Origin of the sequence: Microbacterium sp. 22303 (genome assembly GCF_052045265.1) — a bacterium.
Taxonomy (GTDB): Bacteria; Actinomycetota; Actinomycetes; order Actinomycetales; family Microbacteriaceae; genus Microbacterium.
Genome location: NZ_JBQEOQ010000001.1, coordinates 864,133 through 883,581 on the forward strand (window position 1 = coordinate 864,133; position 19,449 = coordinate 883,581).

Sequence of the window (19,449 nt, forward strand, 5' to 3'; positions counted from 1 at the left end):
GAGCAGTCCACCATGCCCAGAATCGCCATCGTCGCCGCGCAGTGGCACGCCGAGATCGTCGAGCAGACGGTTTCCGCATTCGTCGAACGTCTCGCGGAGCTGGGCTTCGACGAGGTCGACGTGTTCCGTGTCCCCGGCGCGTTCGAGATCCCCCTGCACGCGAAGCGTCTCGCACGCACAGGGCGCTACCAGGGCATCGCCGCGAGCGCTCTCGTCGTGGACGGCGGGATCTACCGGCACGATTTCGTCGCCGGATCCGTCGTCGACGCCCTCATGCGCGTGCAACTGGAAACGGACGTCCCGGTGTTCTCCGCTGTGCTCACGCCGCACCATTTCCACGAGCACGACGAGCACCAGGACTACTTCCGTCGCCACTTCTCCGTGAAGGGTCGTGAGCTCGCCGAGGCCGTCTCGGCCACGGTGCAGAGCCTCGCCGCGATCGACTGACGACCGCTCGACGCCCGCACCGGGGCCCGACGCGGGTCGGCGTGCGCGTCGAGGCCCCGGCCGTGGCCGACGCCGCTGCGCTGCACAGTGGACCTCAGCGCGGCAGGCGTCCCTCGTGCAGCACGCCGTCAGGATCCGCGCTCGCTCGGATCGCCCGGAGCCGATCGAGGTCGGCCGCCGTGGCGCACCGCTCGAGCGTCTGACCGGGCGTGAGGAAGGTCGGCACCGTCCGGTCAGCCGCGACCGGGGCGAGTAGTTCGAGGAGGCCCGCGATGCTCGCGTCGCCGGGCTCGGCCGGCGCGCCCGGGAAGTTCGGCACGAGCGCATGCAGAAGCCATGACGCCGAGGCCAGGGAGGCGAAGCCGGACCGCCGTGGTGCGTCGAGGGCGCCCCCCAGCATGCGCAGATCGATCCCGACGATCGGCGACTGCTCGGGCGCCTGGCGGAACTGCACCAGCGCGTCGATCGTGGCATCGTCGAGCCGGTCGAGGGCGAGGGAGGCGCCCCGGCCCGCGGTCGGATCCGTCGGCTCACCCGATGCCGCCGCGAGCGCGGCGGGCGAGGTGGGGCCTGAGGTCTCGCGCTGGACGGCGCCGGCCCGGCGCACGCCCGCCAGGAACGCGTCTGCCGCACCATGGGAGGACAGGGCCTGCACCGTCACGAAGCTCTTTCCGCGGATCTCCTCGGGCAGCATCGGCGCATCCGGCATCCGCATCGAGTTCGTGAACACGTTGAGCGTCGCCGCCGCGGACGCGGCGAGGTCCCGCACGGCGCGGATCACGGCAGCGGAGTCCGCCGCATCGAACGTCAGAGAGGCGCCCCACTGCTCCGGAGCACGAACGAGGTCGATCTCGAGCGCGGTCACGATGCCGACCACGCCGCCGGCGCCGCGGAGCGCCCACATGGCCTCGCGGTCGCTGTCGTCGTCGATGCGCTCGTGCGTGCCGTCGGACCGCAGCACCCACGCCGCGCGCAGGTTGTCGGAGCCGAGTCCGGCGGTGCGGCTGAACCAGGAGTGTCCGCCGCCGAGCGTGTACCCGGCGACCGAGACGACGGGGCTCGTGCCCGCGGGGGCCGCCCAGCCGGTGCCTTCCAGGGCGTCCACCACCGCACCCCAGCGCACGCCGCTGCCGACCACCACGACGCCGGCCTCGAGGTCGATGTCGAGCCGGTCGAACGCCGCCGTCCGGACGATCACGGCCCCGGCCAGGTCCCCGGAGGCGCCATGCCCGCTGGGCTGCACGGCGATCGGCGTTCCGGCCTCGCACGCGGCGGCGAGGATCCTGCGCAGATCATCGAGACCGGCAGGCGTCGCCACCGCGGCCGGAAGCTGGTCTATCGAGAGGTTCCATGGGCGACGAGCCGCATCGAATCCATCGTCTCCGGCGCGCAGGAGGGAGCCGTCGAGCTCGCTGAGAAGGGCATCGAACGCAGTCAGAAGGGGCATGACGCCACCGTACGATGTCCCACGGACATTCGTCGGCGGTGTCACGCCCCGATGCTCTGAAGCCGGCCTACTCCCCCGCGAGGCCTCCGAGCAGATGACCGAAGGAGCGGCCTTCGCCGAGGTAGTTGCCCGGGTCGAACGGATCCTTGTCGGCCGCCGGCTCCCGGCGGGCCATCGCCTCGGCGAGCTCGCGCGCCCCGCGCTCGACGCGCGTGCTGAGCGGCGCGACCTCGTCGGCCTTCGCACCCCAGTCGCTCGACGCCGCGAACACCCCGGTGGGCACCGGCTCGGCGTGCAGGTAGGTGAACAGCGGACGGATCGCGTAGTCGATCGCGAGCGAGTGCCGTGCGGTGCCCGCGTTCGCGCCGATCAGGACGGGCTTGCCGGTGAGCGCATCCGGATCCAGCACGTCGATGAACGACTTGAACAGACCGGAGTAACTCGTCGAGAAGATCGGCGTCACGGCGATGATGCCGTCGGCCGAGATCACCGTGTTGATCGCCGAGTCCAGCGCCGGCGGCGCGAACCCCGTGAGCAGGTTGTTCGTGATGTCGTGCGCGAGATCGCGCAGCTCGATCACGTCGACGCTGACCTCGGAGCCGAGCTCAGTGAGCCGGTGCGCGGTCTCCGCCGCGAGGCGGTCGGCGAGCATCCGCGTGGAGGACGGGTTGCTGAGCCCCGCGGAGATCACCGCGATGCGACGCGCGCCCATCTCAGTTCGCCCCCTTCGCGGCCGCTGCGCCGAAGGAGGAGCCGGCGGCGGCCGGAACCGCGCCGCCGTCCTGGTAGGGCGAGCCGGCGGTCAGGTTGTCACCGCGGTTCGCGCCGGGGCGCGCCTCGCGCGACGGCCCGTCGCCGTACACGGCCTTGACCCGGGCGGCGTGGGTCGGAGCGTCCGGCACGGTGGCGGGGCGGTTCTGCGCGAGCTCCTTGCGGAGCACCGGCACGACCTCGCCGCCCAGGATGTCGAGCTGCTCGAGCACGACCTTGAGCGGGAGCCCCGCGTGGTCCATGAGGAAGAGCTGGCGCTGGTAGTCGCCGTAGTGCTCGCGCATCGCGGCATAGCGGTCGATGACCTGCTGCGGAGAGCCGACCGTGAGCGGCGTCATCTCGGTGAAGTCCTCCATCGACGGGCCGTGGCCGTACACCGGCGCGTTGTCGAAGTAGGGACGGAACTCGTCCACCGCGTCCTGCGAATTCGCCCGCATGAACACCTGTCCGCCGAGGCCGACGATCGCCTGCTCCGGCGTGCCGTGACCGTAGTGCGCGTAGCGCTGGCGGTACAGCTCGATGAGGCGCTGGTAGTGCTCCTTGGGCCAGAAGATGTTGTTCGCGAAGAAGCCGTCGCCGTAGTAGGCGGCCTGCTCGGCGATCTCCGGCGTGCGGATGGAGCCGTGCCAGACGAACGGCGCGACGCCGTCGAGCGGGCGCGGGGTGGAGGTGAAGCCCTGCAGCGAGGTGCGGAACTTGCCCTCCCAGTCCACGACGTCCTTGGTCCACAGCTCGTGCAGCAGGGCGTAGTTCTCGATCGCGAGCGGCAGGCCCTGACGGATGTCCTTGCCGAACCAGGGGTAGACCGGGCCGGTGTTGCCGCGGCCCATCATGAGGTCCATACGACCGCCGGAGACGTGCTGCAGCATCGCGTAGTCCTCGGCGATCTTCACCGGGTCGTTCGTCGTGATGAGCGTCGTGGAGGTCGAGACGATGAGACGCTCGGTCTGCGCGGCGAGCGCCGCGAGGAAGGTCGTCGGGCTCGACGACCAGAACGGCGGGTTGTGGTGCTCGCCGATCGCGAAGACGTCGAGGCCGACCTCTTCCGCGTGCTTGGCGATCGTGAGCGTGTTCTGGATCCGCTCACGCTCGCTCGGCGTCTCGCCCGTCACCGGGTTCCGGGTGATGTCGCTGACCGACATGAGGCCGAACTGCATGCCCGACCAGGTGCTCGACTCGCTCACTGCGTTCTCCTTCAGATTTCTATTCACTTGAATATATCTGTTGAAACACCCGCCTGCGAGAAGTATTCCCGGGATCCACGAGATCGGCCAGGGCGGCTACGAACGCAGGAGCGCCCGCCCGGTGCAGGACGAGCGCTCCGTACGAACAGCGCGCAGGTCAGGCGAACAGCTCGGACCCGACGTACGAGCCCTTGTGCGCCCCGGCCGGGATCGCCCAGATGCCGGATCCGATGTGCTTGATGTACTCGCTCATGAGGTCGGTCGACAGCCTCTTCTGGAGGGCGACGAACTGCTCCGGCGAGCGCTGGTAGGAGAGGAAGAACAGGCCGGCATCGAGACGGCCCAGCTCGTTGTTGCCGTCGACGTAGTTGTAGCCGCGGCGCAGGATGCGGATGCCGTCGTTGACCGTGGGGTGCGCGAGTCGCACATGGGAATGCTCGTCGATGCGACCGCCATGGAACGACGGCTCGGCGAACTCGCCTCCACCCGACAGCGGCGCACCGCTGCCCTTCGCCCGGCCGATGGTGCGGTCCTGCTCGGCCAAGCGCAGACGGTCCCAGGTCTCGATGAGCATCGCGATCTTGCGTGCGACGAGATACGAGCCTCCGGCCATCCAGGCGGGCTCGTCCTTCTCCGATACCCAGACGTGCTCGGCGAGGGCCTCGGTGTCGTCGGCGAGGATGTTCGCGGTGCCGTCTTTGTATCCGAAGAGGTTGCGCGGGGTCTGCTGGTCCGCGGCGGTGCGCGAGGTGCGACCGAAGCCGAGCTGCGACCAGCGCAGCCTGGCGCGGCCGAACGCGATCCGGCTGAGGTTGCGCACGGCGTGCACCGCGACCTGAGGATCGTCGGCACAGGCTTGGATGCAGAGGTCACCACCCGTATAGCCGGCATCGAGGGCGTCGCCGACGAAAACCGGCAGATCGGCGAGCACGGACGGACGCCGATCGGCGATGCCGAACCTGTCCCCCTCCGCGAGGAAGAGGGACGGTCCGAGCCCGAAAGTGATCGTGAGGCCCGCCGCCGTGAGCCCCTGCGCCTCGCCGGTGTCGTCCGGCGGCGCCTCCGGGGAGCCCCCGACGGCACCCGAGGCGCTGACCTCGAGACCCTTCGCCAGCCGGGACGCGGCGTAGCTCCAGTCCTGCAGCAGTGAGATGAGATCGTCGCGGCTCGCACGCGGCATCATGTCGAAGCTCGCGAAATGCAGATGCTCCTGCACGCGGGTGGTGATCCCGGCCTGGTGAGCCCCCTCGAACGCGTACTCGTCGACGGGAGCGGATCCGCCGAGCACCCCGGTCGCGGCGACAGCCGCCGCACCGCCGGCACCGACGGCGATGCCGGCGACGCCGCTGCCGAGCGCCCAGCCGATCAGCCCGCGGCGGCTGATGCCGGTGCGCGCGTCGGTGGTCGACGACCCTTCCGGCACCGCGGCGGCGGGGCGAGCGGATCCTTCCGAGGACTCAGGGACCGTCATGTCAGCCGAGGATCGTGCTGGTGAGCTTGGAGAGCGGCTCGGCGAGCGCGTTCAGCAGGTCGGTGAGGTCGCGCTTCTGGGTCTCGGTGACCGTCGAGTACGCCGCGAAGCCGTCCTTCAGCGAGCCGTGCACCGCGAGCTCGGCCTCCAGCGCGGAGAATCCGCGATCGATCTGCTCCACGAGCTTCTTGCCCTCGGAGCCCTTGCTCTCGGCGAACTCGCGCACGACGGAGAAGGCCATCTTGGATCCCTCGACGTTCGCGGCGAAGTCGGAGAGGTCCGTGCCGGACCACCAGTCCTCCTCGCCCGTGATCTTGCCGTTGGCGACCTCGTCAAGGAGCGAGATCGCGCCGTTGGAGATGCCGGCGATGCCCTTGGACTCGAGGTCCTTCACGAAGGCGTCGGAGTGGACGTGGTCGTAGAGCTCCTGCAGGTCGGCGAGGAGCTTGTCGGCGAAGGTCGCGCGCTCGGCAGGCGTCGAGGGCGCCCAGTCGAGGTTCGCCGGGGTGGTGCCGTCAGAGTTCATCGCGCCCGCGGCCGGAGCCCACAGGTCCTTCTCGATGCGGTGGAAGCCGGTCCAGTCGATGCCCTCGGCCTTGGCGTCGAGCTCGCGGAAGTCCAGGCGCGGGTCGAGCGTGCCCAGCTGCTCCGCGATGGGCTCGATGCGCTCGTAGTAGGCGCGCACGGTCGAGAACTGGGCCTTCGCTGCCGCGTCGTCACCGCCGCGGTACGCGTCGGCGAAGGTCTTCGCCGCTGGCAGGAGCTGGTCGACCTGATCCTTCACGTACGAGGCGTACTGCGTGAGCGCCTTCTGCTTCTGCGCGGCGTCGCCGCCGGTCTCCGCGACCTTCTCGCCGCTGACGGAGAACGCGGTCTTGCCGACACCGGCACCGATCATCCCCGGCTTGCACACCGTGAAGTACTCGCCCGGCTGAGCGACGACGGTGAGAGTGCGCGAGGCGCCCGGCGCCACGTTCTCGACCTCGCCGACGATCCGCACGCCGTCATGGGCCAGCAGATAGAACTCGGTCACCTCATCGCCCTTGTTGCTCACGTCGAAGGCGAGCGTTCCGCTGGTCGCAGTGCCGGCCGAGACGCTGCACGCGTCCGCCGTGGACGCGACGGTCAGGCGTCCGCTCGCGGCGACGTCGGACTTGGCGACGCACCCGGTGAGGGCGAGGCCGAGGGCGGCGACGGCGCCGAGGACGGCGATCGGTCGGCGGGCGATGGTCATGAGGCTCCTTCAGGAGTGGGCGAGACGGTCGTGGCTGCGGCACGGGTGGCCGCCGACTCGGTCTTGACGGGCGTGGCGGAGACGACGGCAGGCGTGGAGGAGGAGCGGGTCGTGCCCGGCGCCGTGCGGCGCAGCCCGCGCACGAACAGCGTGCCGACGATCGCGATGTACAGCACCCAGGCGATGACCTGGAGCCAGCTCATCCGCGGCATGAAGCCGACCGTGGCCTGCAGCAGCACGGCGAGGGCGCTGTCGGGGCGGATCGCGGCGGTGACGTCGAACGCCCAGCCGAACGGCACACCCGCCCAGCCGACGAGCACCGCGCCGGCCGCGTCGAGCGGCGCGGCCGCGGTGAACGGGCCGGGCACGACGCCGGCCTCCTGCAGGTCGCTGAGCGCGTAGGCGAGCACGCCGGCCGCGATGATGACCAGGAGGCCGCCGGTCCAGGTGAAGAAGCGAGCGAGGTCGAGCCGCACGGCGCCGCGGGCGAGCAGCCAGCCGGCGAGCATCGCGACCACGAGCCCGAGAACTGCGCCGAGGATCGCCGACGGGGCGTCGCCGAAGGACTGCACCATGGACCACAGCAGCAACGTGGTCTCCACGCCCTCGCGAGCCACGGAGACGAAGCCGACCAGCACCAGCGCCCACACGGTGCCCGCCTCGAGCGCGCGGTCCACGCCGCCCTGCAGCGTGGCCTTCATGGTGCGACCCGCCTTGCGCATCCAGAAGATCATCCACGTGACCATTCCGACCGTGACCAGCGACAGCGTGCCGCCGATGATCTCCTGGCCTTGGAACGTCAGCGCGTAGGCGCCGAAGGTCAGCACGGCGCCGATGACGAGGGCGAGCAGGATCGCGGCCCCGACACCGGCCCACATCCTCGGCAGCACGTCCTTGCGATCGAGGCGCTTCAGATAGGCGACGAGGATGCCGACGACGAGCGCGGCTTCAAGGCCTTCACGAAGGCCGATGAGGAAGGTGGCGAGCACGAGGGGCGGTTTCCTGGAGAGTCATGAAGTAAGGGATGCCTTACCTCAAAAACTCTAGCATCCGCTTCTCCGGTCTCCAGACACGAGAACCGTGACAAATCCGTCCCGGTAATCCTCGGCAACAATCGCCCAGCGCCCGCCGCGCCCGTCCTAGCCTCGCCTCATGGCCGATCTGAACCTCCCGATCCTTGACCTGTCCCGACTCGACGCGGGTCCCGAGGCCGCCGCAGCATTCCGTGACGACCTGCGCGCGGCGACCCACGACGTGGGCTTCTTCTACCTGACCGGTACGGGCGTCACCCCCGAGCTCGAACGTCGCCTGCACCAGGCCGCGAAGGACTTCTTCGCGTTGCCGGAGGATGAAAAACTCGCGATCGAGAACGTGAAGAGCCCGCACTTCCGCGGGTACACGAGGATCGGCGGCGAGCGCACGCAGGGCGCCGTGGACTGGCGCGAGCAGATCGACATCGGGCCGGAGCGCGAGGCCGTCGACGGCGGCCCCGGCTACAACCGCCTGATCGGGCCGAACCTGTGGCCCGAGGCCCAGCCCGAGCTGCGCGAGGTCGTCGCGGAATGGCATGAGCATCTCTCCGGCGTGGCCCGCAAGCTGCTACGGGCGTGGGCGCTCGCGCTCGGCGCGGAGGAGACGTACTTCGAGCAGAACTTCGGGGATCCGTCGACGCTGATCAAGATCGTCCGCTACCCGGGCACCCACGAGCCCGAGCCCCAGCAGGGTGTCGGCGCCCACAAGGACTCGGGTGTGCTGACGCTGCTCTGGGTCGAGCCGGGCAAGGGAGGTCTGCAGGTCGAGCGCGACGGCTCCTGGGTCGACGCTCCCCCGGTCGACGGAGCGTTCGTGGTCAACATCGGCGAGCTGCTCGAGTACGCGACCGACGGCTACCTCAAGGCGACCAACCATCGGGTGGTGTCGCCGCAGGCTCCGGACGAGCGGATCTCGATCCCGTTCTTCTTCAACCCGGCACTCGATGCGCGCCTGCCGCTGATCGATCTGCCGACGGAGCTGGCCGCGCAGGCGCGAGGCGTCACCAAGGATCCGTCCAACCCGATCCACGCCCTCTACGGCGAGAACGCGTTGAAGTCGCGCCTGCGTGCACATCCGGATGTGGCGGCGATCCACCACGCGGATCTGGTGGGAGCGCCCGCCTGAGCGCAGCCGACGACCCAGCGGTGCGCCGGCACCGCACAGGCCCGACGCCCCTCGCTCAGTTCTCCAGCACGCCGTCCAGCTGCGCGAGGACGGGCTCGCGGCTCATCTCGATGTGCGCGTACATCTGCGCCGCCGCGAGGGGCCCGCGACCGTGTGCGATCGAATCGACGAGCTCGACGTGCTCGTCCGTCTGCTCGCTGTCCCTCGCCTCGCGGGTGAGCCGGAACACCCACTCCATCCTGCCGACGAGCGGACCCAGGCTGCGCAGCAGCAGCCGACTACCGCTGAGCCGGACGATCTCGGAATGGAACTCGAGGCTCGCCGCGCGAGCCGCCGCCGCGTCGCCGACCGATGCCTCCTCGTGCAGCGCTCGGAGCCGGTCGATGCTCTCGACCCCGGCGTGCACGCGCTCCGCGGCGCGCTGCGCGGCGAACGGCTCGAAGCAGAGCCGTGTGTCGAACAGGTCATGGATGTCGGCGCGGGTGAGCGGCGTCACGTTGGCTCCGCGGTGCCTCGAGGTCATCACGAACCCCTCGGCTTCCAACCGCTGCAGCGCCTGGCGCACCGGGATACGGGACACCTGGAAACGCTCGGAGAGCTCGCGCTCCTTCAGCCAGGCACCGGGCGCGACCCCGCCGTCGATGATCGCGCGGAGCAGATCGCGGTAGACGCGGTCGGCGAGCGCGAGGGCGGTGCCCTCCGACTCAGGACCGGTCTCCATCAGCCGCCCTCTTCTCTCCCGCAAGCGGGAACACCGGCGGGAACAGCCCGCCGCCACCCAGGTGGTCGCGCTCGTCGTAGCCGGCGCGCATGATGTCGAACAGGACCTGAGAGTCCTCGCGGACGGCGTCCAGATCGATCCCGTCGATCGCGCCGTCGCGCATCACGACCTTGCCCGCGACCATCGTAAGGCACGCGTCTCGAGCGCTCCCGGCCAGCACGAGGTTGCGCAGCGGGTCCTCGATCGGACCGAAGCGCACGTCGGAGAGCCGGAACGCGGTGAGGTCGGCGGCGGTGCCTTCGGTGATGCGGCCGAGATCGGGCCGGTGCAGCGCGCGCGCGCCGCCGAGCGTCGCCGCCTCCACATAACCGGCCAGGTCGCCGGCAGCAAGCGAGCGGTTCTGCACCTTCGCGACGGAGACGCCGGTGTCGATGCCGCGGATCAGATCGGGCGGGAACGAGTCCGTGCCGAGCGAGATGTTCAGTCCGGCCTCCTTGTAGCGGCCGAACGTCTCCAGCTCGGATCCATAGCGCGCGTTGGTGAGCGGGCAGTGCACGATCGAGACCCCTGCCTCGACGAGGGTCACGAGATCTCCGCGGTCCTCGCCCCACACCCGGGGGTTGACGTCGAGGAAGACACCGTGCGGGATGATCAGGCGGTCGTCGAGCAGTCCCTGGCGGCGGATCAGCTCGAGCGGCGTGCATCCGTGCTGCTCGAGGATCCAGTCGCGCTCGAAATCGCCCTGGAGGGCATGCAGGCGCACCAGGGCGCCGCGCTCCCTGGCCGCATCCGCGGTCGCCGACAGCAGCTCGGGCGTCAGCGTCTCGATGCGGCAGGGCAGGAAGACCGGCGTGAGAAGAGGATCCGCCCAGGATCGCACCGTGTCATGGAATCGGATCGCGTCGGCGAGCCCTGCCGCGCCCTCTGTCTCGTCGAAGAGGATCGCGCGCCGCCCGTCCTGCACCACGTTGACCCCGGAGCGGTAGGAGGGGCCGAGGAAGCCCCGCAAACCGAGCGTGCGGGAGAAATCCGCCATGGCGAGGAAGTCATCTGCGTTCTCCGCCCATGCGGAGTGCACCTCGGAGGCGATCGGCATGTAGCTCGTGATGCCGTGCAGGGCGAGCTGCACGAGCGCGATCTGCCTGATGCGCCGGCGCTGGGCGGTGCTGAACACGTGCTGTCGACGTGCGAACCAGTCGTCGGACCACTGCAGGCGACGGGCGTGCTCGGGCGTCGACCAGGAGTCGAGGATGAGGTGATCGATGTCGGTGAGCGCGTCCAGGTCGATCAGCCCCGGCATCAGCAGGCACTCACCGAGCTCCAGCGTGCGTTCGGCGTCCCGTGGCGCCTCGTCCCGCGACCCCACGAAGGCGATGCGGTCGTCGTCCACCAGCACGGCGCCGTCGCGGAGCGCCGTGTGCGAGGTGCCGTCGAAGGCCAGGACATGATCGGCGGTGATCAGGGTGCGCACGAGTTCTACTTTCCTCGAAACGGGGCAATTGGTATCCAAAACCTATCGACTCGCTCTCCTGGAGACAACTCATGTCGCCCGTTGGCGGTGCACTCGCGATCGTTGGTATACAAATTCGTCCATCTTGGTATACAATTCCGAAGACCCCCTTTCCCGACCATCAAGGAAGATCGTGACGGAAACGCTGACGACGGTCCCGACCACCGAGGCCCTCACCACCCCGAAGATCGCGACCGGCCGCTCCCTGCTGGGCACCGCCTGGTTGCGGATCCGCCGCAGCCGGATCGCGCTGGCGTCATTCGGCGTGGTCATCGCGATCGTGCTGTTCGCGCTCCTGGCCCCGCTGCTCACGGCGATCGAAGGACAGAGTCCGTTCACGACGCACACCGGCCCGGAGACGCTGGACAACTTCAACACCCCGGGTCTGCCGCTGCCGCAGTTCATGTACCCCTCGGCTGAGCACTGGCTCGGCGTGGAGCCGGGTCTCGGCCGCGACCTCTTCGCCCGCCTCGCGTATGGCGCGCAGGTCTCCCTCACCATCGCGCTGCTGGCCACGCTGGTCTCCGTCGTCCTGGGCACCATCATGGGTGCCGCCGCCGGCTTCTTCGGCGGCAAGGTGGACATGGTCATCAGCCGCCTGATCGACCTCTTCCTCGCGTTCCCGCACCTGCTTCTGGTGCTCTCGCTCACCCCGATCCTGCAGTCCCGGCTGCGCGGCACCGCCCTCGGCCAGGGCAGCTTCGTGCCGATCGCCTCGCTGGTGATCATCCTCGGCTTCTTCGGCTGGGCGTATCTCGCTCGCGTCGTGCGCGGGCAGGTGCTCAGCATCCGCGAGCAGGAGTACATCGAGGCCGCGCGATCCTACGGCGCCTCCAAGCGCACCATCCTGTTCACGCAGGTGATCCCGAACGTGTCCGGCGTCGTGCTCGTGTACGCGACGATGATGATCCCGACCAACATCTCGGCCGAGGCCGCGCTCTCCTTCCTCGGCGTCGGCGTCAAGGATCCGACACCGTCCTGGGGCCAGATGCTCAACGCAGCCCAGTCGGGTAACTGGTACCTCGTCGACCCCTGGTTCCTGATCGTTCCCGGCACCGCGCTCGTGATCACCGTCCTCGCCTTCAACCTGCTCGGCGACGCGGTCCGCGACGCCCTCGATCCCAAGGCATCGCGCAGCTGAGCGCGACCGTGTCTGCCGGGATCGCCCGCACCCCACGCACTTCCCTGTCCATCCACCCAAGAAGAGAAGAACCATGAGACACAGCCGTCCCCTGTTCGCCGCCTCCGTCGTGGCCGTCGCGCTCGCCGTGACGGGCTGTTCGGCCGGATCCGCCTCCGGCGGCACCGCCACCGGCGGCGCGACCGCGAACAACCCCTACGCCCCGCATGTCGTGAACGAGGGCTTCAGCACCAAGGGCGGCAACGTCAACGTGCTGATGTCCAGCGATTTCCAGACCCTCGACCCCGGCAACAGCAACTACGTGCAGACCGCCAACGTCGGTCAGCTCTACTACCGCACCCTGACCATGGCGAAGGAGACCGCCGGCCAGCCGCCGAAGGTCGTGCCCGACCTCGCCACCGACCTCGGCAAGGCCTCCTCCGACGGCCTCACGTGGACCTACACACTCAAGGACGGCGTCAAGTACGAGGACGGATCCCCGATCACGTCCGCCGACATCAAGTACGGCATCGAGCGCACCTTCGCCCGCGACGTCTACACGCAGGCTCCGCAGGAGCTCAACGCCGTGCTCGACGCTGACACCTACAAGGGGCCGTACTCCGGTGGCGACCTCGCCGCGATCGAGACTCCGGACGCGAAGACGATCATCTTCCACCTGAAGCAGCCGTACCCCGACTTCCCTGCCCTCGCCTCGCGCTCCAACAGCGCTCCGGTGCCGCAGGCGAAGGACACCAAGCTCGACTACACCAACCACCCGATCTCCTCGGGGCCGTACATGATCTCGAGCTACGACCGCGGTCGCGAGCTCAAGCTCGTGCGCAACCCGAACTGGGACGCGAAGACGGATGAGAACCGCACCGCGCTGCCCGACTCGTTCTCCTTCTCGCTGTCGACCGCCCAGGCGACGATCAGCCAGCAGCTGCTGAGCGACTCCGACCCGACCGCGATCACGCTCGACTCGAACGGCGCCCTGCAGGCCTCCGATGCCGCGCGCCTCAGCGACCAGACGATCAAGCCGCGCACCGCGGGGGGCCTGCTCGGCTGCACCGACGTGCTGAACTTCAACACCACCACGATCACGGACCCCGACGTGCGCCACGCCCTGGCGCTCGCGATCGACCGCGCGTCGATCCAGGTGCAGTACGGCGGGCCGCGCTTCGGCAAGCTCACCAACTCCTACCTGAACGACGCCCAGGTGGGCTGGATCAAGCCGACGATCGACCTCGACCCGGCCGGCAAGCCGAAGCTGGACGAGGCCAAGAAGCTGCTGCAGGGCAAGACCGTTCCCACGACGCTCACCTACGGCTACTCGAACGCCACCGAGCGGTTCAAGAACCTCGGCACGGTGTTGCAGCAGAACTTCAAGGAGCTCGGCATCGACCTGCAGATGGTCGCGATCCCCGCGCCGAACTACTACACCACGCTCGCCGGCGACCAGATGCCCGACATCGCCCGCGCGGGCTGGTGCGGCGGCGCCGCCTCCGGCTCGACCCGCACGACGGTGGATCCGAACCTCGGTCCGAGCCTCGACGGCACGACTTACGGGTTCAGCAACATCTCGCGCTACTTCGACCCCACGGTCTCCGGCGAGATGTACAAGCTGCGCGACACCAACGGCTCGTCCGAGGAGCTCAACACCAAGTGGACCGAGCTCTACAACAAGGCCATGGAGACGTACCCGATCGTGCCGCTGTTCCGCACGTACACCTCGAGCGTCGTCGGATCCAAGATCCAGAACGCCCAGGTCGGCTACTTCTTCGGAAGCATCGACCTGTCCACCGTCGGCGTCAAGAACTGACGCCTCCGCACTCCTGAAAGGACGGGGCCGGCCCTTCGCGGCCGGCCCCGCACGGGACAGCAATGATCGGATTCCTCGTCCGCCGGGTGGCGGGCCTCGTCCTCCTCCTCCTCGTCGTGAGCTTCGTCACGTTCGCGCTCTTCCAGATCGGCCCGTCCGATCCCGCCGCCGCGGCGTGCGGCCAGGAGTGCACGCCGGAGCGCATCGAGCAGGCGCGCGTCGCGCTGGGCATGGACAAGCCCTTCTTCGTGCAGTATTTCGCGTACCTCTCCGGCCTCTTCGGGCCGCGCATGATCGGCGCACCGGGCGCGGAGCAGCTCTGCGCATGGCCGTGCCTGGGCAAGTCCTTCCAGACCAACGAGAGCGTCACCGACGTTCTCGCCCGCGCCCTCCCGTACACGCTGTCGATCGCCGTCGGCGCGGTCGTGCTGTGGACGATCGTCGGCGTCGGCCTCGGCCTGCTCGCCGCGATCCGCAAGGGCAGGGCGACCGACAAGCTCATCGTCGGCGCCGCCTCGGTCGGCGTCTCGCTGCCGATCCCGGTGACCGGCCTGCTGCTGCTGCTGGTCTTCGTGAGCACCCTGCACTGGCTGCCGTTCACGAGCAATCAGATCAGCAGCCCGTTCGGACCGGCCGGCCCCGCCGGCTGGTTCCTCAACTATCTGCTGCCCTGGGTCGCCATCGCGGTGCTGTTCAGCGCGCAGTACATCCGCATCACACGCAACAACATGATCGAGACATTCGGCGAGGACTTCATGCGCACCGCCCGGGCCAAGGGCCTGGGTCGCCGCGAGATCGTCTTCCGGCACGGCGTGCGCGCCGGTATCACACCGATCGTGACCATGCTGGGCCTCGACATCGGCGCCCTGCTCGGCGGCGCCGTGCTCACCGAGCAGATCTTCTCGGTCCCGGGCCTCGGCTTCACGGCCGTGCACGCGGCGGTCGCCGGAGACCTTCCCGTCACCATGGCCATCACCATGCTGGCCGCGTTCTTCATCATCACCGCCAACGTCGTCGTCGACCTCGCCTACGCCGGCATCGACCCGAGAGTGAGGGTCAGCTGATGGCCACCCCGTTCCTCGACATCCGCGATCTGCGGGTCGACTTCCCCACCGACGACGGCGTCGTGCACGCGGTCAACGGCATGGACCTCACCCTCGAGCGCGGCGACACGATCGGCATCGTCGGCGAGTCCGGATCCGGCAAGACCGTCACCAGCCAGACGCTGATGGGGCTGCTCAAGGAGACGAGCGCCCGTGTCACCGGGCAGATCCTGTTCGAGGGCACCGATCTCGTGCCGCTCAGCGAGAACGAGATGCGTCCGTTCCGCGGTCGCAAGATCGGGATGATCTTCCAGGACCCGCTCTCCGCGATGCATCCGTTCTACACGGTCGGCACGCAGATCGCCGAAGCGTACCGGGTGCACAACAGGGTGAGCGCGAAAGCCGCCAAGGCGCAGGCCATCGACATGCTGGCGCGCGTCGGCATCCCGGATCCGGTGTCCCGCTACGACTCCTACCCGCATGAGTTCTCCGGCGGCATGCGCCAGCGCGCGATGATCGCGATGGCCCTCATCTGCGAGCCGGAGCTGCTCATCGCCGACGAGCCGACCACCGCGCTCGACGTCACGGTGCAGGCGCAGATCCTCGACCTGATCTCATCGCTGCAGCAGGAGACCGGATCCGCCGTCGTCTACGTGACACACGACCTCGGCGTCGTCGCCGAGGTCTGTCAGCGCGTGATCGTCATGTACGGCGGGCAGTGCGTCGAGCAGGCCGACATGGAGGACGCCTTCCTGCGCACCGCGCACCCGTACACGAAGGGCCTGCTCGCCTCGATGCCGTCGATGGCGGATGAGGCCGGACGCCTCACGCCCATTCCCGGCTTCCCTCCGTCTCTGCTCGACCTGCCGCAGGGCTGCCTGTTCGCCGACCGCTGCCCGGTGGCGCACCTGGTGCCGGGCAACCGCTGCCGCACCGAGCGACCTGCGCTGCACGGCGCGGGATCGCACCGATCGCGCTGCCACCTGTCCGAGGGGCTCGGCACGTCCCAGCCGATCACGATGGAGGCCGCACGATGACCGCCCCGCTGCTGCAGGTCGAGGGCCTCGCCAAGCACTTCCCCGTCTCGCAGGGCATGTTCAAGCCGAGGAGCATCGTCAAGGCCGTCGACGGCGTGTCCTTCACGCTCGAGCGCGGCAAGACCCTGGGCCTGGTGGGTGAGTCCGGCTGCGGCAAGTCGACGACCGGCCGGTTGCTCATGCGCCTGCTGACGCCGACCGCCGGGAGCATCCGCCTGGACGGCGCCGACGTCGCGGGCCTGAAAGGCTCCGAGCTGCAGGACTTCCGCCGCCGCGTGCAGATGGTGTTCCAGAACCCCGCGTCCTCGCTGAACCCGCGCCAGACCGTGGGGGCCGCGATCGCCGCACCGCTGCGCGCCCAGCACATCAGCCCCAAGGAGGGGATGAAGACCCGCGTGCAGTCGCTCATGGACCGGGTGGGACTGCGGCCGGAGCACTACAACCGCTTCCCGCACGAGTTCTCCGGCGGCCAGAAGCAGCGCGTCGGGATCGCCCGGGCGCTGGCACTGGAACCCGACGTGGTGATCTGCGACGAGCCCGTGTCCGCGCTCGACGTGTCGGTGCAGGCGCAGGTGATCAACCTGCTGCAGGACATCCAGGCCGACACCGGCATCTCCTACGTCTTCATCGCGCACGACCTCTCGGTCGTCAAGCACTTCGCCCATGACGTGGCCGTGATGTACCTGGGCAAGGTCATGGAGCTCGGCACTAGGGACGAGGTCTTCGACGCCCCGCGGCATCCCTACACGCAGTCGCTGCTGTCTTCGGTCCCCTCCCCCGATCCGCACGCGGATCGCAGCGGGCGGATCCGTCTCACCGGCGATCTGCCGCATCCGTCGAACCCGCCCAGCGGCTGCGTGTTCCGCACGCGCTGTCCGGTCTTCGCGCTGCTGGACGAGGAGAAGAAGAAGATGTGCGTCGAGCAGGTGCCGTCCGGTGCGGTCGCCTGCCACCACCTGGCCGAGGCCGCCGCGTTCGCGGCGAGCACCCCTGAAGAGAGGAAGATCCTTGCTGATTCGTGACGTCCGCCCCTGGGGCGGTTCCGCATCCGACGTCGTCATCGAGGACGGTCGCATCGCGGCCGTGCGCCCGCACGACGAGACGGCCCCGCTCGGGGCTGGGGATGTGGACGGCCGCGGACGTCTGCTGCTGCCTTCGTTCAGCGACGTGCACGTGCATCTGGACTCCTCCCGCATCGGCCTGCCGTTCCGCGAGCACACCGGTGCACCCGGCGTGTGGGCCATGATGATGAACGACCGCCGCAACTGGCGCAACACCGACGTGCCGCACGCGGAGATCGTCGCCGGCACGCTGGAGCGCATGATCGCTCGCGGCACCACGCGGGTGCGCACCTACGCGCAGGTCGACGTGGACTGCAAGCTGGAGAAGTTCGACTCGGTGATGGCGGCGAAGGAGAAGTTCGCCGATCAGGCCGACGTGCAGGTGATGACCTTCCCGCAGGCCGGGATCCTCCTGGAAGAGGGCACGGTCGACTACCTCGAGGAGTCGCTCAAGCAGGGCGCCGACGTCATGGGCGGCATCGACCCTTCGCAGCTCGACCGCGATCCGGTGAAGCACCTGGACATCGTGTTCGGTCTGGCCGAGAAGTACCAGGTCGAGATCGACATCCATCTGCACGAACCGGGTCACCTCGGCGTGTTCAGCGCTGAGCTCGTGCTGGAGCGAGTGCGCGCGCTCGGCATGCAGGGCAAGGTCACGATGTCCCACGCCTACGAGCTGGGCGGAGTGGACGAGGCCACCAGCCGCCGGCTGATCGACGAGTTCGCCGCACTCGACATCGCCATGGCGAGTGTCGCACCCGCGGCCCGCAACCAGCTGTCGCTCGTCGACCTGGTCTCCTCGGGCGTGCGATTCGGGCTCGGCGAGGACGGCCAGCGCGACTACTGGAGCCCGTACGGCAACTGCGACCTGCTCGATCGCACCTGGCAGCTGGCGTTCACGAACAACTTCCGCCGCGACGAGCACATCGAGATGTGCCTGGCGATCGCGACCATGGGTGGCGCCAGCATCATGTCGCACGATTTGCCCCGCCTGAACGGAGTGCGGGACCGCCCTGGCACGGCCGTCGGCGATCGCGCCGACCTGGTGCTCGTCGACGGTCAGACCCCGACCAGCACCGTGATGGACCGCGGCACCGATCGCACCGTCCTCCATGACGGGCGCGTCGTCGCCGATGGGCTCCGTGTCCTCGCGAGCTGATCGGGCGGACGGCGACGCCGTCCAGGCCGGACGCGCGGGGGGTCGCGCTCGGCTCGCACCGACCGGGAGCGTCGCCCGAGCCCTCGCGCTCGGTACCGCGCTCCTGGTCGGCGTCAATCTGCGCCCGGCGATCACGTCGGTCTCCGCCCTGCTGGATCAGGCGACGAGCGAGTTCGGGTTGGGGGGCGTGGAGCGCAGCCTGCTCGCGACGCTGCCCGTCATCGCCTTCGGGCTCACCGCGATGCTCGGGCCGCTGCTGGCCCGGCGGATCGGCACAACCCGTGCCATCCTCGCTGCGATGTCGGTGCTCGCCGCCGGCCTCGTGCTGCGCGTCCTCAGCGGCTGGATGCTGCTGCCCGGCACGTTCCTCGCGGGGGCGGCGATCATGGTGGCCGCGACCCTGTTGCCGCCCTACCTCAAGGCGCTCGGCGCGAGCGGGCTCTGGGTAGGCCTCAGCAGCATGTCCTTCGGCATCGGCGCCGCGCTCGGCGCCGGCCTGGCCGTGCCCTTGGACGAGGCGTTCGGGCTGCGTCCGGCGCTCGCCGCCTGGGCCGCCCTCGCGGTGCTCGCCGCGCTGGCGATGCTCGCCGTGGGCCGCGGATCGGCAGCCACCGCGCCGATCGGCGAGCCAGTGTCGATCCCTGCTGACGCGAGGACGACCGTCGCCCTGATGACGGCCGTGTTCTCGCTGCAGGCGCTGCTGTACTTCGCAGTGACCACCTGGCTTCCGCTCATGCTGTCGGCGCACGGCGAGACCCGGGGTGCCGCGGGCGGGCTGCTGGGCTGGTTCAGCCTGATAGGACTGGTCCCGACGCTCGTCGCACCGGTGATCGCCCGTCGGCGGCGGATCCTCACCTGGTTCGGTCCCGGCCTCGGCGTCGTCATGGCAGTGGGTTTCGTGTGGTTCGGCCTGGACGGCGGCCACGACCCGGCGGTCGTGACGGTGCTCGGCATCGCGCAGAACGCCGGATTCGGGCTCGCCATGGGTCTGCTCGTGAGCCTGTCCGCCGATGAGGCCTCCGCCGGCATCCTCTCCGCGATCGCGCAGGGGGTCGGCTACGCCGTGGCCGGCAGCGGCAGCCTGGTGCTCGGCATCCTGCACGACGCGACCGGAACCTGGACCGTCAGCCTGCTCCTCATGGCGCTGTGCGCGGCCCTGCTGGCCGTGTCCGTGACGCTGGTCATCCGCCGCCGCCCCGTGTCGCTGATCCGGCGCTGATCACGCTCGCGCCTCCGCCTGCGCGCGCCGATCCGCCTCAGCCTGCGCC

At 69.5% G+C, this 19,449-nt stretch carries 16 protein-coding genes and 1 pseudogene; 9 read left to right on the top strand and 8 right to left on the bottom strand.

Translation table 11 applies throughout. The features are described 5' to 3' along the window. Positions 1-6 precede the first annotated feature (6 nt). A pseudogene (locus ACTJI8_RS04180) lies at positions 7-447 on the top strand (6,7-dimethyl-8-ribityllumazine synthase); the annotation flags it as partial. Between the two features lie 94 nt (positions 448-541). Here ACTJI8_RS04180 and ACTJI8_RS04185 read toward each other — a convergent pair. The 6 genes from ACTJI8_RS04185 to efeU all read right to left on the bottom strand — a co-directional run bounded on the left by ACTJI8_RS04185 (position 542) and on the right by efeU (position 7,543). Then, positions 542-1,894 carry an FAD-binding oxidoreductase gene (locus ACTJI8_RS04185; protein ID WP_440732136.1) on the bottom strand — a complete coding sequence of 451 codons (1,353 nt, stop codon included), beginning with the start codon at positions 1,892-1,894 and terminating at the stop codon, positions 542-544. Positions 1,895-1,961: 67 nt separating this feature from the next. Beyond that, complete coding sequence (locus ACTJI8_RS04190; RefSeq protein WP_440732137.1) at positions 1,962-2,606, bottom strand: FMN reductase; 645 nt, start codon at positions 2,604-2,606, stop codon at positions 1,962-1,964. Position 2,607: 1 nt separating this feature from the next. Then, positions 2,608-3,822, bottom strand: coding sequence for an LLM class flavin-dependent oxidoreductase (locus ACTJI8_RS04195; protein ID WP_440732442.1), 1,215 nt, complete (start codon positions 3,820-3,822; stop codon positions 2,608-2,610). A gap of 184 nt (positions 3,823-4,006) precedes the next feature. Beyond that, positions 4,007-5,320: an iron uptake transporter deferrochelatase/peroxidase subunit gene (gene efeB, locus ACTJI8_RS04200; protein ID WP_440732138.1), complete on the bottom strand. Its 1,314-nt coding sequence runs from the start codon at positions 5,318-5,320 to the stop codon at positions 4,007-4,009. Position 5,321: 1 nt separating this feature from the next. Further along, positions 5,322-6,554, bottom strand: a complete 1,233-nt coding sequence (gene efeO / locus ACTJI8_RS04205; protein WP_440732139.1) for an iron uptake system protein EfeO — start codon at positions 6,552-6,554, stop codon at positions 5,322-5,324. Further along, positions 6,551-7,543, bottom strand: coding sequence for an iron uptake transporter permease EfeU (gene efeU, locus ACTJI8_RS04210; protein ID WP_440732140.1), 993 nt, complete (start codon positions 7,541-7,543; stop codon positions 6,551-6,553). The genes efeO and efeU overlap by 4 nt, the downstream gene beginning before the upstream one ends. A gap of 163 nt (positions 7,544-7,706) precedes the next feature. On the opposite strand from efeU, the gene ACTJI8_RS04215 reads away from it, so the two are divergent. Continuing rightward, the gene (locus ACTJI8_RS04215; protein ID WP_440732141.1) at positions 7,707-8,711 is read left to right on the top strand and encodes an isopenicillin N synthase family dioxygenase; all 1,005 of its coding nucleotides are present in this window, start codon (positions 7,707-7,709) and stop codon (positions 8,709-8,711) included. Between the two features lie 55 nt (positions 8,712-8,766). Here the strand turns inward: ACTJI8_RS04215 and ACTJI8_RS04220 are convergent, their stop codons facing one another. Together ACTJI8_RS04220 and ACTJI8_RS04225 are read right to left on the bottom strand one after the other, a co-directional pair. Further along, positions 8,767-9,432: a GntR family transcriptional regulator gene (locus ACTJI8_RS04220; RefSeq protein ID WP_440732142.1), complete on the bottom strand. Its 666-nt coding sequence runs from the start codon at positions 9,430-9,432 to the stop codon at positions 8,767-8,769. Continuing rightward, entirely contained in the window at positions 9,416-10,903 is a 1,488-nt protein-coding gene (locus ACTJI8_RS04225) for a chlorohydrolase family protein (RefSeq protein WP_440732143.1), read from the bottom strand. Before ACTJI8_RS04225 ends, ACTJI8_RS04220 begins: the two co-directional genes overlap by 17 nt. A 172-nt stretch (positions 10,904-11,075) precedes the next feature. Here ACTJI8_RS04225 and ACTJI8_RS04230 point away from each other — a divergent pair, with 172 nt between their 5' ends. The 7 genes from ACTJI8_RS04230 to ACTJI8_RS04260 all read left to right on the top strand — a co-directional run bounded on the left by ACTJI8_RS04230 (position 11,076) and on the right by ACTJI8_RS04260 (position 19,400). Next, positions 11,076-12,083, top strand: coding sequence for an ABC transporter permease (locus ACTJI8_RS04230; protein ID WP_440732144.1), 1,008 nt, complete (start codon positions 11,076-11,078; stop codon positions 12,081-12,083). Positions 12,084-12,156: 73 nt separating this feature from the next. Beyond that, positions 12,157-13,881 (top strand): ABC transporter substrate-binding protein, encoded by a 1,725-nt coding sequence (locus ACTJI8_RS04235; protein WP_440732145.1) that lies wholly within the window; start codon positions 12,157-12,159, stop codon positions 13,879-13,881. Positions 13,882-13,943: 62 nt separating this feature from the next. Further along, positions 13,944-14,945, top strand: coding sequence for an ABC transporter permease (locus ACTJI8_RS04240; RefSeq protein ID WP_440732146.1), 1,002 nt, complete (start codon positions 13,944-13,946; stop codon positions 14,943-14,945). Continuing rightward, complete coding sequence (locus ACTJI8_RS04245) at positions 14,945-15,961, top strand: ABC transporter ATP-binding protein (protein ID WP_440732147.1); 1,017 nt, start codon at positions 14,945-14,947, stop codon at positions 15,959-15,961. Before ACTJI8_RS04240 ends, ACTJI8_RS04245 begins: the two co-directional genes overlap by 1 nt. Then, positions 15,958-16,983, top strand: a complete 1,026-nt coding sequence (locus tag ACTJI8_RS04250) for an ABC transporter ATP-binding protein (protein ID WP_440732148.1) — start codon at positions 15,958-15,960, stop codon at positions 16,981-16,983. Before ACTJI8_RS04245 ends, ACTJI8_RS04250 begins: the two co-directional genes overlap by 4 nt. After that, the gene (locus ACTJI8_RS04255; RefSeq protein WP_440732149.1) at positions 16,970-18,181 is read left to right on the top strand and encodes an amidohydrolase family protein; all 1,212 of its coding nucleotides are present in this window, start codon (positions 16,970-16,972) and stop codon (positions 18,179-18,181) included. Before ACTJI8_RS04250 ends, ACTJI8_RS04255 begins: the two co-directional genes overlap by 14 nt. Further along, a complete protein-coding gene (locus ACTJI8_RS04260; RefSeq protein ID WP_440732150.1) occupies positions 18,165-19,400 on the top strand; it encodes an MFS transporter in 1,236 nt (411 codons plus the stop codon). Before ACTJI8_RS04255 ends, ACTJI8_RS04260 begins: the two co-directional genes overlap by 17 nt. Positions 19,401-19,449 lie beyond the last annotated feature (49 nt).

What these genes read in the sequence shown, in the direction of transcription:
- ACTJI8_RS04185 (WP_440732136.1), bottom strand. Translation starts at nt 1,894, where the DNA reads ATGCCCCTTCTGACTGCGTTCGATGCCCTTCTCAGCGAGCTCGACGGC.
- ACTJI8_RS04190 (WP_440732137.1), bottom strand. Translation starts at nt 2,606, where the DNA reads ATGGGCGCGCGTCGCATCGCGGTGATCTCCGCGGGGCTCAGCAACCCG.
- ACTJI8_RS04195 (WP_440732442.1), bottom strand. Translation starts at nt 3,822, where the DNA reads ATGCAGTTCGGCCTCATGTCGGTCAGCGACATCACCCGGAACCCGGTG.
- efeB (WP_440732138.1), bottom strand. Translation starts at nt 5,320, where the DNA reads ATGACGGTCCCTGAGTCCTCGGAAGGATCCGCTCGCCCCGCCGCCGCG.
- efeO (WP_440732139.1), bottom strand. Translation starts at nt 6,554, where the DNA reads ATGACCATCGCCCGCCGACCGATCGCCGTCCTCGGCGCCGTCGCCGCC.
- ACTJI8_RS04215 (WP_440732141.1), top strand. Translation starts at nt 7,707, where the DNA reads ATGGCCGATCTGAACCTCCCGATCCTTGACCTGTCCCGACTCGACGCG.
- ACTJI8_RS04220 (WP_440732142.1), bottom strand. Translation starts at nt 9,432, where the DNA reads ATGGAGACCGGTCCTGAGTCGGAGGGCACCGCCCTCGCGCTCGCCGAC.
- ACTJI8_RS04235 (WP_440732145.1), top strand. Translation starts at nt 12,157, where the DNA reads ATGAGACACAGCCGTCCCCTGTTCGCCGCCTCCGTCGTGGCCGTCGCG.
- ACTJI8_RS04240 (WP_440732146.1), top strand. Translation starts at nt 13,944, where the DNA reads ATGATCGGATTCCTCGTCCGCCGGGTGGCGGGCCTCGTCCTCCTCCTC.
- ACTJI8_RS04245 (WP_440732147.1), top strand. Translation starts at nt 14,945, where the DNA reads ATGGCCACCCCGTTCCTCGACATCCGCGATCTGCGGGTCGACTTCCCC.
- ACTJI8_RS04250 (WP_440732148.1), top strand. Translation starts at nt 15,958, where the DNA reads ATGACCGCCCCGCTGCTGCAGGTCGAGGGCCTCGCCAAGCACTTCCCC.